At 36.7% G+C, this 11,843-nt stretch carries 15 protein-coding genes; 11 read left to right on the top strand and 4 right to left on the bottom strand.

Annotation, left to right across the window (positions count from 1 at the left end; all coding sequences use genetic code 11):
• The first annotated feature begins 12 nt into the window (after nucleotides 1-12).
• The 4 genes from EMK97_RS04790 to EMK97_RS04775 all read left to right on the top strand — a co-directional run bounded on the left by EMK97_RS04790 (nucleotide 13) and on the right by EMK97_RS04775 (nucleotide 4,713).
• Complete coding sequence (locus EMK97_RS04790) at nucleotides 13-2,148, top strand: DUF262 domain-containing protein (RefSeq protein WP_130599922.1); 2,136 nt, start codon at nucleotides 13-15, stop codon at nucleotides 2,146-2,148.
• The gene (locus EMK97_RS04785; protein ID WP_130599920.1) at nucleotides 2,132-2,758 is read left to right on the top strand and encodes a hypothetical protein; all 627 of its coding nucleotides are present in this window, start codon (nucleotides 2,132-2,134) and stop codon (nucleotides 2,756-2,758) included. Before EMK97_RS04790 ends, EMK97_RS04785 begins: the two co-directional genes overlap by 17 nt.
• A 27-nt stretch (nucleotides 2,759-2,785) precedes the next feature.
• Nucleotides 2,786-4,144, top strand: a complete 1,359-nt coding sequence (locus EMK97_RS19120; RefSeq protein ID WP_211342271.1) for an HNH endonuclease — start codon at nucleotides 2,786-2,788, stop codon at nucleotides 4,142-4,144.
• Between the two features lie 197 nt (nucleotides 4,145-4,341).
• Nucleotides 4,342-4,713 (top strand): VOC family protein, encoded by a 372-nt coding sequence (locus tag EMK97_RS04775; protein WP_246028885.1) that lies wholly within the window; start codon nucleotides 4,342-4,344, stop codon nucleotides 4,711-4,713.
• 94 nt (nucleotides 4,714-4,807) lie between these two features.
• Here EMK97_RS04775 and EMK97_RS04770 read toward each other — a convergent pair whose 3' ends face one another.
• Nucleotides 4,808-5,392: a TetR/AcrR family transcriptional regulator gene (locus EMK97_RS04770; protein WP_246028884.1), complete on the bottom strand. Its 585-nt coding sequence runs from the start codon at nucleotides 5,390-5,392 to the stop codon at nucleotides 4,808-4,810.
• A gap of 94 nt (nucleotides 5,393-5,486) precedes the next feature.
• Here EMK97_RS04770 and EMK97_RS04765 point away from each other — a divergent pair, with 94 nt between their 5' ends.
• The 4 genes from EMK97_RS04765 (at nucleotide 5,487) to EMK97_RS04750 (ending at nucleotide 7,604) form a co-directional block, all read left to right on the top strand.
• Entirely contained in the window at nucleotides 5,487-5,945 is a 459-nt protein-coding gene (locus EMK97_RS04765; RefSeq protein ID WP_130599916.1) for an HPP family protein, read from the top strand.
• Between the two features lie 154 nt (nucleotides 5,946-6,099).
• Nucleotides 6,100-6,531: a GNAT family N-acetyltransferase gene (locus tag EMK97_RS04760; RefSeq protein ID WP_211342270.1), complete on the top strand. Its 432-nt coding sequence runs from the start codon at nucleotides 6,100-6,102 to the stop codon at nucleotides 6,529-6,531.
• A 112-nt stretch (nucleotides 6,532-6,643) separates the two neighbouring features.
• Nucleotides 6,644-7,012, top strand: a complete 369-nt coding sequence (locus tag EMK97_RS04755) for a hypothetical protein (RefSeq protein ID WP_130599914.1) — start codon at nucleotides 6,644-6,646, stop codon at nucleotides 7,010-7,012.
• Nucleotides 7,013-7,061: 49 nt separating this feature from the next.
• A complete protein-coding gene (locus EMK97_RS04750; RefSeq protein WP_130599912.1) occupies nucleotides 7,062-7,604 on the top strand; it encodes a GrpB family protein in 543 nt (180 codons plus the stop codon).
• A 24-nt stretch (nucleotides 7,605-7,628) separates the two neighbouring features.
• Here EMK97_RS04750 and EMK97_RS04745 read toward each other — a convergent pair whose 3' ends face one another.
• Nucleotides 7,629-8,393: a PEP-CTERM/exosortase system-associated acyltransferase gene (locus EMK97_RS04745; RefSeq protein WP_130599910.1), complete on the bottom strand. Its 765-nt coding sequence runs from the start codon at nucleotides 8,391-8,393 to the stop codon at nucleotides 7,629-7,631.
• 334 nt (nucleotides 8,394-8,727) lie between these two features.
• Here EMK97_RS04745 and EMK97_RS04740 point away from each other — a divergent pair, with 334 nt between their 5' ends.
• Complete coding sequence (locus EMK97_RS04740; protein ID WP_130599908.1) at nucleotides 8,728-9,162, top strand: 7TMR-DISMED2 domain-containing protein; 435 nt, start codon at nucleotides 8,728-8,730, stop codon at nucleotides 9,160-9,162.
• Nucleotides 9,163-9,429: 267 nt separating this feature from the next.
• On the top strand, nucleotides 9,430-10,485 hold the full coding sequence (gene hppD / locus EMK97_RS04735; protein ID WP_130599906.1) for a 4-hydroxyphenylpyruvate dioxygenase: 1,056 nt from the start codon (nucleotides 9,430-9,432) through the stop codon (nucleotides 10,483-10,485).
• Between the two features lie 103 nt (nucleotides 10,486-10,588).
• Here hppD and can read toward each other — a convergent pair whose 3' ends face one another.
• On the bottom strand, nucleotides 10,589-11,191 hold the full coding sequence (can, locus tag EMK97_RS04730) for a carbonate dehydratase (RefSeq protein WP_130599904.1): 603 nt from the start codon (nucleotides 11,189-11,191) through the stop codon (nucleotides 10,589-10,591).
• Between the two features lie 147 nt (nucleotides 11,192-11,338).
• Here can and ppiC point away from each other — a divergent pair, with 147 nt between their 5' ends.
• Nucleotides 11,339-11,617 carry a peptidylprolyl isomerase PpiC gene (gene ppiC, locus EMK97_RS04725; RefSeq protein ID WP_130599902.1) on the top strand — a complete coding sequence of 93 codons (279 nt, stop codon included), beginning with the start codon at nucleotides 11,339-11,341 and terminating at the stop codon, nucleotides 11,615-11,617.
• Here ppiC and EMK97_RS04720 read toward each other — a convergent pair.
• Complete coding sequence (locus EMK97_RS04720) at nucleotides 11,614-11,796, bottom strand: DUF2897 family protein (RefSeq protein ID WP_130599900.1); 183 nt, start codon at nucleotides 11,794-11,796, stop codon at nucleotides 11,614-11,616. The genes ppiC and EMK97_RS04720 overlap by 4 nt on opposite strands.
• Between the last annotated feature and the right edge of the window lie 47 nt (nucleotides 11,797-11,843).

Below are 11,843 nucleotides of genomic sequence, written 5' to 3'. Positions count from 1 at the left end.
TAGGTATGTGTAATGTCAGAAAAAGGTTTTAGAACTTATAGATTGAATGAATGGTGTGACAAGCTAGGTAAAGAGATATCTATCCCCATTATTCAGCGAGGTTTTGTTTGGAAACCAGAGCAAATAGCCGGTTTATGGGACTCGTTATTACGGGGTTTCCCAATTGGTAGCTTTATGGTTCGCCCGATAGCGCGAGGTAGTCAAAATGTTGAATTGATTGATGGTCAGCAACGGGGCAGAAGTATTGCTGGTGGAGTTGAATTTAAAGCTGAAAATGGTTTTAGAGTTTGGCTTGCTTGTCGATATAACACATCCAACCCTGAATTTAAATTTGATATAAAAGTTACTACGGATAAGCATCCATTTGGTTTTGATAGTAAATTTAAAAAACTATCAGTGAGTCAACGTTCCAAAGCTTTTAAAGCATCGCTTTGTCATAAGTACTTGCCTAAACATGACTACTCTGAAGATAAATCGTTAGAAGAGGTACTTGAGTTAATTGAGGCAAAAGCGTTAGGACAAGATATTCGTGTGTCTTTAGAAGATACGCAACCATATAGCCCTAAAATTAAATATGTTGCGCTTGATGAGTTGATTTATGCCGTTCAAAACAATACGGCTTGTTCGCCTGTTGAATCAATTAGGAATATTTTTGAATGCATAAGTAATTATGAAGAGTTGAATGAAGCTTTTCTGCAAGAGTTGGCTGATGCTCTGGTTCAGTTAATTGAAAAACGATATTTTTATGCTATTGAAGTTGAAAACCATTCATACAAAAAAGCAGACAATACAAAAGATATTGATATAGAGGTGTTGTTTAAAAGAGTTGGCACAGGCGGCACCAATTTATCTGATTTAGATTTTGCATACTCCCTTATAAAACAACGGTTAGCTGGAGCGAAAGACTATATACACTCTTTGCTAAAGCACCATGATATATCTTTATTGTTTTCGTCTTTAGATTGTGTTGATTTACTGATCAGAACTTCATGTTTTGAAGCTTTTGTCAGGAATAGCTGCAATCCATCAGAAACGAATATGACTGATATTAAAGATCATGCAAAAAGCACAAAAAAGACTTTATATAAAAGTATAGAGGCCAATAAGGACATAATTCAGTGTTTGTTTAACTCTTCAAAGTTAGAAAATTGCTTAGTTAACATAATTCACTGTTTGAAGTTTAATGATGAGCTTCACCCCAACGGTTTGCCAAAGCCGTTATTACAGAAAGTTCCAAAAAAGCTGTGGCAAATGTTTGTCATTTTATCTTATTCAGGAGTGTTAAGGGCTAAAGATAACAAAGCGGTATCTGAAGCACTTGTTCGTATAACCTTATATTGGCTGTTAATTACACCTAGTTCGGAAGATACCGCTAAAATCGTCCATAAAATGATTGAAAGTATTCAAAGGGCTATCAGCAAACGTGAAGCGGTGGACTTTGACTTTGAACATGAGTTCATTGCTTTAATTCATAACACTTCCAGAAAAAATAATGCCGCTTTTGCCAAGCTAATTAGTCTCTCAAATTTTAGAGACTTGACTGTTAGTAATTCAGGCTTAATTGCATCAAATAATATTATCAATACGAAATATAAGTTAGATATAGATGATAACTTTTTGATAGGCAAGCTATTTTGGAAGAATAAAAACCTATTGTTATGGCTGCAAAGAGCCTATATACATAAGTTAGAAAATGACATTGGCCTTAAGGTATTAACTGATATTACTTTATATGATTTTGACCATATCATTCCTCAGCATCTTTGGGCTGGAACGAGCAATGTTGCTAGGGGATTTAAAATTAACCACTTTACCTATGACGGTCATTGGGAAATAGGAAATAGTATTGGCAATTATCAACTATTAAAGTTTAGCGATAACAGAGCAAAAAAGTCAGCGACTTATGATGAGTGGATGAGTTCTTTGCAGGAGGCAAAAGCACAAGTTTTACGTGATTCCATTTTATTAAATAGTGATGCGTTATTTAGTCAAACCGTTAAGAAAAACCAAGACTGGAGCGATGAGCAACGTAAAAACTTTGTTAAAGCGGTGGAAGTAAGGGTTTTAGATTTATATACGGAACTTTTATCAGTATATGATGAAGGTTCTATTTACTTTGGGAGTGATAAAAATGCCATTGCAGAATAGGGTAGATCCTAAAGGTGAACTACATGCGGTGTCGAGCCGAGGCATGTTTATGGGTAATAAAGGTTGTTTGCATAATGAGCAAAAGCAGATTGTAAAAAAAGCTGGTGGAACGACAGGTTGGGTTATTTGTGCATTAAACCATAAAGGCATTAAACGAGAGCTAATGGCTAAGGGAAAATATACAGAGTTATTTTTTCTAGATGAGGCAACGGCTTTGGCGGCAGGGCATCGACCCTGTAATGATTGCTTAAAGAGTAAATTTGCTGATTTTAAGCTTAGATGGTTAGAGGCTTATAACGATAAAAATAGTGCTTTAAGTACTATGGCTGAAATTAATAAAATTAATCAAAAAGAGCGATATTACCGAGGTAATAAAGTGACATATCAAGATAATATGCTCAACTTACCCAATGGTACCTTTATAGAGATAGAGCAGAGTTTTTATTTGATATGGCAAGGGGCTAAGTATCTTTGGTCTTTTGAGGGCTATAAAGAAAAGTCAGATATTAAAAATGAACTTGTGACTATTTTAACGCCTCAGTCATTTGTAGATGCTCTTACTGGTGGTTATACACCTGAAGTGCATCCATCTATACGTGAGTTAGATTAACATTTGTAATTATTGAAAGAGAATGAAATGGAACTAGTAGAGTCTTTTGAAGAATTGGAAAGTAATGTAAAAGCATTTATGCAAATTCGTGCTTCAGATGATTCTGACGTGTTAAAAAACTTTTCGAGTTTTTCATATTGGTATTATTTTCCCTCGCTGGATGTTTTTGCGCCAAATAAGTTTATTGGATATAAGGGAGCCTCTATTGAAAATTATACGGGAGGCGTAAAAGGAGATGGCAATGGTACAGAAGCAAGAAAACACATGGCAAAGTGGTTTGATGAAGTTGCTCCAGACTCAGAGCAGTACGCGACATTAAAAGATAAACTAGAACTTCAAGCGAGAAGTTTAGGAAAAAGTATTTCAAGTAAAACCTTTCAGAGCAATGGAGGGATCTTCGTTCCCACGCGGGAGAGAGCGCTATTACTCAATGGGGTATTTAAAAACGTTATTGAAGAGATATTGCAATCACAAGCCAAATACCCCAATAAAACATTTTATTTACAGCCTCATACCAGTACTAATATTAGGTACTTACAGGAAGGTGACTTTTCAGAGTTAAATCCTACTCGAATGCTGTTAACAACGACAGATAATCTAAATAGTGTCAGCTATGAATGTAAAGTCGTTGGTTGGCGGGATAAGCAAGAGCTTATGGCAGAGGAACTAAATCAATTAAATCAAAATATAGCGTTACTACAGCCTTCTGAAAAAGAAATATATGGAACTCAATCAGCTCCTTTTTGTAAAAATTTAATTTATATTAAAGACATGCAAGAAATACCTTGCCCATTTGATGTAAGTGAATTGATTAAAGAGTCTAATAACCAAGCTTGCAAGCATAGAGAAAGGGCCGGTGGCCATACCGTTGTTTTTTATAATAATGCGTTAATCCGCGAGCCTAGTGACGTAGAAACGGATGATATTTCTGATATTTTTGCTAGTGAGTTAAGTAAAACAGATAAAATATCAATGGTTAAATCTCGAATAGGGCAAGGTAAATTTAGATTGAATACCATTAAAGAGTGGGGGCTTGGTGAAAGGTGTGCATTAACAGGTGTTGACATAAAAGAAATGTTAATTGCGTCTCATATTAAGCCTTGGGCAGAATGCGAAAATGATAGCGAACGTCTAGATGGCGCTAATGGAATTATGCTGTGTGCTCATATTGATAAGCTATTTGACAGACATTTAATAACGGTTCGCAAAGTGAGATCAGACTTTGTTATAGAGGTAGCACCTACACTCGATACTGCTGTTTTAAAAATGTTAGGAATAGAGCCTAGGACTGAGTTATCGACTCACAAAATGTCACTTAAAACTGAAGCGAAGTTTGCTCAATACCTGTTATGGCACAACAAGATGTTTGATGAAATTAATTCTTAAGGTATAGGGGGAGAGCGCTACTAATTAGTTTATGAACTGGTGTATTTTCGCCACTAATTTTGTGCTCTAACTTTTTTAATCTAGTGCTAGATAATGGGGTTGAATTTACATCAATAGTCTCGTTATTACGCTATAGTTTACTTGGTTAAGTACATAGCGGTCATTGAACACTTCGTTGATATTTCTGAGAATACATTATGAGTAACATATCTAAAATTGGTCAGCTTGCGATTACCGTCAGTGATGTGGCTGAAGCACTCAAGTTTTATCGAGATATCCTTGGGTTGAGTTTTTTATTTTCTCCTTCGCATGAACTTGCTTTCTTACAATGTGGGGAAACCCGGATTATGTTAACTTGTCCTCAAAGGGCTGGTGAAGTTGGTAAAAATTCAATCAGCTACTTCTCGGTTACAGAGCTGGAAAGCTTCTTTGAGCAAGCGGTGCACTTAGGAGCAAATGTCGAAAGAGAGCCTCAGTTAGCCGCTCAGATGCCTGATCATGAATTGTGGATAGGCTTTTTGAAAGATCCTGATGGCAATATAGTTGGGCTAATGGAGGAAAAGCGCTAAAGCTAAAGTATTGCATTTTATTCAATAGCTATAGTGCTTTAATCATCTTGTTTGTATGCTTGGGGCGTGTCCGCTTTTTTATACTCGGGTATTACTAAGCTGTACTAGCTGAGCGGTTACTCGGCTTATGGGCTAATTGCTGTAAAATATCGACACAGGTTTGAATCACGTCAGCACTTTTTCCTGTCATATAAGCCGTGGTGATCGCGCCTTCTTTTAATAAGCAAATGGCATTGAGTAGCTCGGGTGAGTCTTGGCTTAATTTACTTTTTATCAGTTGTTGTACTTGCGCTTTATGATAACTACAGTAACGAAAAACATCGCTTTGCGGATCGCTAAATTCTGCTGAGCTATTAATAAAGAAGCATCCTCTAAAGTCACCTAATACCGTTTCATTACCTTCAAACCAGTTTTGTAGTGCCCCGAAGAGTGCTTGTATCAACTCATCATCATTGCTGCTCTTTGCAAGTTTGTTTTCAAGCCATGTTATAAAAGTATCATGCCTTTGCTCTAATGCAGCCATGATTAACGCTTCTTTCCCGCTAAAGTGGCTATATAAGGTTTTTTTAGCAACACCAGATACTTTGATAACCTCATTAACGCCAATTGAGTTAATTCCATGCTGGTAAAATAACTTAAGTGCGGTGTTTAGTAATAAATCACGTTTTTTACTCATCATAATGTCCCGAAACCTTTTAATGCTATATTGACAAAAGTAGAACGACTTGTCTACAATCTCGAGTGGACAAATCGTTCTACTTTTTTGAGGTGATATGAATCGTTACTTATTCGCAACAATAGCAGGTGTTGGGGCATCATTAACTATTGGCTTGCTGCTCATGTTAGAGGCAAGTGTTGAAAATACTGTGTTAATTATGGCGCCCTTTGGCGCAACAGCGGTATTGGTGTTTGGCGTACCTAACAGCCCGCTAGCTCAGCCTAAGAATGTTATTTTGGGTCATTTGATGACGGCCGCTATCGGTATAATTTTTTATCAATATGTTGGTGTGAATGCTATGTCTATCGCGCTAGCGACAGGCTTAGGTGTTAGCTGTATGCTAATGTCAAATACAACCCATCCTCCCGCTGGTGCAAACCCCATACTGATTATGATGTCAGGGCAAGACTGGTTGTTTTTACTAACGCCAGTGCTGCTTGGTGCTATTATTATTGTTTTTATGGGGAAAGGGCTGCAGAAGCTACAGCAGCGCCATTTTGCTCAGGCTGGATAATCAGGTTTACTCGCAGTTAAATTATGCAATTATCAGTTGGTGGCGTATATTATTAATTTTCTCACCAGAGCACTAACATGGCTTTATCATTTGAAACAGCAAGATTAAAGGTATTTGAGCTAAATGATGATGTTTTGCGGACTTCTTCTACTCCTTGTTTGAGAAAATACCGACGATTTTGACGCCGTCAGTGGTTGCAAGTCTGCCTGCTTATTTTCATGGCGTTGACTCTATTGAACAGGCGAAAGTGTGGCTTGAGCACATGCTCTTAGAGAGTAGATTGCTGTTAATTAATACGCGAGAGGGTGAATTGATTGGCTTTTTGTTTGCTTCTGTTGAAGATGCTGAAGGTGACAGCTCTGTTCATATTGGTTATTTATTGGCAGAAGATAGCTGGGGCAAAGGGTTAGCAACAGAGTTATTAGAGGCGTTTATTCATACAGTCTCAAGCAGTGAGTTATGGACAAAGCTGATTGCTGGCGTAGAGCCATCAAATTTAGTCTCGATAAAATTACTAAAAAAATTAGGTTTTCAAGCGCTAAAAAGTAGCGATACTAAAGCTTGTTTTTATGAATATAAGATTTAACGTTAACTGAGTTGAAAGTAAGTTTTGCTGTTGTAGCTAGGCTGAGAAGTTACTTTATTTTTTTTACTCAAGATAACCTTAACAATTAGACACAGAGGAAGTGAGAAGGGCTATGTTATATTATGTTGCAGCGGTATTATTGATATTTATTGGCGTAGCTCATTCGTATTTAGGTGAGCGCTATATCTTAATTAGGCTTTTTCGACGGGGTAACTTGCCTAAGTTATTCGGTGGCGAAGCTTTTACCCAAAATACGTTGAGATTTGCTTGGCACCTCACCACCATTGCCTGGTGGGGATTTGCTGCAATTTTAATTTATTTAGCTGAACAAGCTCTGCATTTGCAAACCCTAGCTATGATTATTGCTGTGACATTTTTGTTGCATGCTGTAATTTCTTTGGTTGGCGGCCGAGGTAAGCACTTTTCTTGGCTGATCTTTTCCGCCATTGCCGCATGCTTACTGCTGGCATCAAACCGTTAATGATAATTTTATTGTTAGACATACAGATGATTTCGATTAGAGAGTCGTTATGAAGAAAAGAAGTATTGATGTTGTCGCGTATGACGCTGCTTGGCCGACAAAATTTAATGAAGAAAAATTACTACTCACTACTGCGCTTGGTGAGCTTGCTTTGAGCATTGAACATATTGGCAGCACTGCAGTTAAAGGATTATCGGCAAAGCCCATCATTGATATTTTGCTCGAAGTCTCATGTTTAGACGCGTTAGATGAACGAAATAGCCATTTAGAAGCGCTGGGCTATAAGGTTAAGGGTGAAAATGGTATTGAGGGTAGGCGCTATTTTCAAAAAGGCGGTAATGACAGAAGCCATCATATTCATGCATTTTTATCTGGCGATAATAATTTAACGCGCCACCGTGCTTTTAGAGATTATTTGATAGCACATCCTGCTATCTCGAAACAGTATGCAGAGGTTAAAAAGCATGCGGCTAAAAACTGTAATAATAGCAGTGTGTTGTATATGTCACTAAAGAACGACTTTATTCAAGTGCATGAGCCACTCGCCATAGCTTGGCAAAAGAATCGGCAGAGCAAAGATATTGTTAAGTAATTAGCTTTTATAGAAGATGAAGAACTAGGCAATTTCGAGCAGTTCACGTTTAACATCAGACATTTGCATTGAAATATCATGCTTTATTTTACTATATAAATCGGCACTGCCGCCAACAAGACTTTTTTGCACGTTTTCAGCCAAGATAAAGTTGAGCCTTCGCTCTCCTCTATGCTCAATAGTATTTAATATCGGCTTTATTGGTGCACCTAATCGAGAAAGTTTTTTACTTAATGCCGTAGCAGCAACAATAAATAGCCCTTTATTTTTTAATATGTCAGCACAAGCGATAACTGATAGATACAAACCAACACTAATCAGTGGGAAGGTTCTTAAATCTTCTTTTTCATAGATTCGAAAAATTTGGCTAGATGAGCTTTGTGCGCAGATATCACGCTTTCTTCTGCGAAAAGAAGATAAAATAGCTAATCGAGAAACTTCACCATAATTACTTGAAAAATAATGAGATTGATTAATCGCTTTTGCCATATCTTCTTGTGGATAAAATAGCTCGCATGGCAGGGTTTGTTCTAAGGCTAAAAATTGCGGAGATACTAAACGAACACAGCCGATAGCTTGGTTACTGGCTTTATGAAAAATTAGAAAATGATGTGAAAAATCATCGTACTTATCTTTTTCAATTAATTGTTTGTTTTCTTGCTCCCAGCCTAATTCTTCGCAATACACTTTGTGTCTAATTTTATAGACTTGGTTTTTTAAGTGTTGATTATTGGCGTAACGAATATGGAAGTGTCGTTGAAATATATTTGCTAATGAACTGTCATGCATATCTTAAAATAAAATTTAACTTGTTATCGCAAAAGTTTGCGATAGAAAATTTTCCCCAGCAAATACATCTTTTTTATGCTCAGACTTAGGTTGAAAAATCAACTGAGTTCACTATGCCTGTGCATTTAATATTAATCAACTGTTAAACGTGTTGCTTTTATGTTGCCAGGTTATATCTAATATGTAAATGAAATAAAAGGTAGGATTGTACAGCGTAAATATGACAATAGCCTTACAGCTTGGAATGCCTGCTTACCTTATTAAGGAGAGTCGGTTATGGCTAATTAGGCTGAGTAGAGTACGCTAAATTGCTCATTTTATAAAATAAAATTTAATGGTTTTGATATGTACTTTACTGGTGTTGTTTTCTTTTGCCCTTAAGGCGAAGTCAGTCAATGTATCTGAATTACTAAGTCAGGCTATAGGCTCATATTTTACGGTTATTAGAGAGCAGCAAGCAGAGCTGTCTGTAGAGCAAACTATGCAGCTTATGAATGAGCAAGGCAAACTTGCAACCACCAAGCACCTAAACTATGGCATATGGTCAAGGCCAGTATGGTTTGAAGCAAAGTTAAACAATAACGAGGCTGAGAAATTAGAAGCCGAGGACCTAGAAGCCGATCACTTCGCTAAGCGATTAACCTTAGCTATATCTTGGATTGATAAGTTAGATATTTACCTAGTACAAAACTCGCAAGTACTAACAGCGTATCATTTGGGTGATAGCTTGCCTTTTAGCCAAAGAGCAATGGTCAGTGACTATAGATAACAGCTAGCTTGCCTATGAATCATATTTAAAAATGAGTGGCAATTATTGATATTCCTGGTTAACTATAATGTGCTGTAAAAAAATCTATACACACGCTCTCCAGCCACTATAAAGCCTAGCTGAGACAAATATTCGTTTCGGCTTAATTTGTCGTACAATTACTTTTACAACCATATTTTAAGGTCAAGCCTGCAAGGGCTTTCTCTTCTTAAAAATCGGCTTAATAATAGGTTTATTACAAAAACTACGGTTAAGAAGAGAGAGATAATGTCTGATAGCAAAAACCCGTTAAACCTATGTGGTATCGAATTTACAGAGTATGCGTCGCCAGACTCTGATTTTATGGAAAAAGCATTCTATGGTTTTGGCTTTTCAAAAACGAAAAAGCTAAAAGGAAGAGATGTAGATTACTTTAATCAAAACGATATTCACTTTTTGCTAAACAGAGAGCAAGCTGGTTTTTCAAAAGAGTTTGCTAAAAGTCATGGCCCAGCAATTTGCTCTATGGGCTGGCGCGTACAAGATGCACAGTTTGCTCATGATGAAGCAGTAAAACGAGGTGCTAAATCAGCAGAAGGTGTGGAAAACAAATTACCATACCCGGCAATTTTCGGTATTGGTGACAGCCTTATTTACTTTATTGATAACTTCGCTGTTGAAGGAAAAAATAAAGGTTTAATTTACGAAACTGACTTTGAGCCAATTGCCGAACCTGTAATTAATGAAGATAAAGGCTTTTTGGCGGTAGATCACTTAACGAATAATGTTTATCAAGGCACGATGGAAAAGTGGGCTGATTTCTACAAGAGCATTTTTAACTTTACTGAAGTGCGCTACTTTGACATTAAAGGAGTGAAAAGTGCGCTAGTGTCTTACGCATTACAATCACCTTGTGGCAAATTCTGTATTCCTATTAATGAAGGTAAAGGTGAAAAAACCAACCAAATTGATGAGTACTTAGATGAATATAACGGCCCTGGTGTTCAGCATTTAGCATTTTTAACGGATGACTTAGTTGATTCATTAGATAAGTTAGATCGCTCAGTGATTGATACCTTGCATATTGTGCCAGAGTATTACGATGAGATTTTTGATCGCGTACCTTGGGTTAAAGAAGATAAAGAGAAAATTAGAGAGCATCAAATCTTAGTAGATAGCCAAAAAGATAACTCTTATTTATTACAGATTTTCACTAAGAACTTATTTGGCCCAATCTTTATTGAAATGATCCAGCGTGTCGATGATAAAGGTTTTGGTGAAGGTAACTTCTCTACTTTGTTTAAATCAATCGAGTTAAACCAAATGGAGCGTGGCGTGCTTTAATTGCCCGTTTTCACTATAGAAATAAAAAACCAGCAAGTTACCTTGCTGGTTTTTTGTTAATTAGCCGCCCTAAATTAAGTATTTTAAGGCAGTGTATGAGCACTTATTCAGTGTTGCCTTTGGCAGAAACATTTAAGTTTTTCAAAATACCATCGGTTAAGTTATAAACAAAACCATGTACGGTTACATCTTGGTTATTATCCCAAGCATTGGTTAAAATGGTGGTATTACATACGTTAGCGACTTGCTCGATAACATTGAGCTCGCATAATAAGTTAATACGTTCTTGCTCACCATCGACTTGCTCCATTTTTTCTTTATGGAAGCGGTAAACATCTTGAATATGGCGTAACCAGTTATCAATTAAGCCAAAACTTTGGTTTTGGTAAGCTGCGGCAACGCCGCCACAACCATAATGACCACAGACAATAATATGCTTTACTTTTAGCACCTCAACAGCATATTGGATCACTGATAAGCAGTTTAAGTCGGTATGGATTACTTGGTTAGCAATATTTCGGTGCACGAACACTTCACCTGGCTGCATACCTAATAATTGATTTGCCGGAACACGTGAATCAGAACAACCAATCCATAGATATTCAGGGTTTTGTTGTAAAGATAAGCTTTTGAAAAAACTTGGATCTTCTTGATTTATTTTATCTGCCCACGCTTTATTATTTTCAAATAAATGTTTAATCGTCATCGTTTACCTACATACAGCCTGTTGTTAAAGTTGCGCGACATTTTATGTCAAGGAAAGGGTAAGTAAAAGTAATTAATTGTAATGCTAGTATAGAATTCTTTGTATAATGGTCAAATTCGTCATTATTCGTAAATATTAGGAGTTATTATGGCTTCAGCTTGTGCATTACATATTTTAGTTAAAACTGAAAAACAAGCGCTAGAGTTAAAAAAGCAGTTAGATAAAGGTGCTGACTTTGCTCAACTGGCAAGAAAATACTCAACGTGTCCTTCTAAAAAGAAAGGTGGTGATTTAGGTGAATTTAGAAAAGGGCAAATGGTTAAGGCATTTGATGATGTTGTCTTTAAAAAGCCTATTTTAAAAGTGCATGGTCCAGTCAAAACAAAATTCGGTTATCACTTAATTAAAACCCTTTATCGTAGCTAAGGCTGCTTTTTCTCTTCTTCTTCGCGCGCTTCTTTATCTAAAGCTTCATTGCGCGCTTTAATACGTTTTAGTTGTTCTGGCGAGAGATTAAATTTTTTCGCAGATTGTTTTAACAGCAAAATTCCACCAATAATGATGCCTAAGGCAATTAAGATAATAAATATAAGTGATAATGACATTGCTCTTTCCTCGTGACAGATATATTTTTGAAAAACACTAGCAAATT

The sequence above is a fragment of the Litorilituus sediminis genome, assembly GCF_004295665.1.
Lineage (GTDB): Bacteria > Pseudomonadota > Gammaproteobacteria > Enterobacterales > Alteromonadaceae > Colwellia > Colwellia sediminis.
The sequence above is the reverse complement of the archived record's forward strand: the minus strand, read 5'-3'. Positions and strand labels throughout refer to the sequence as shown.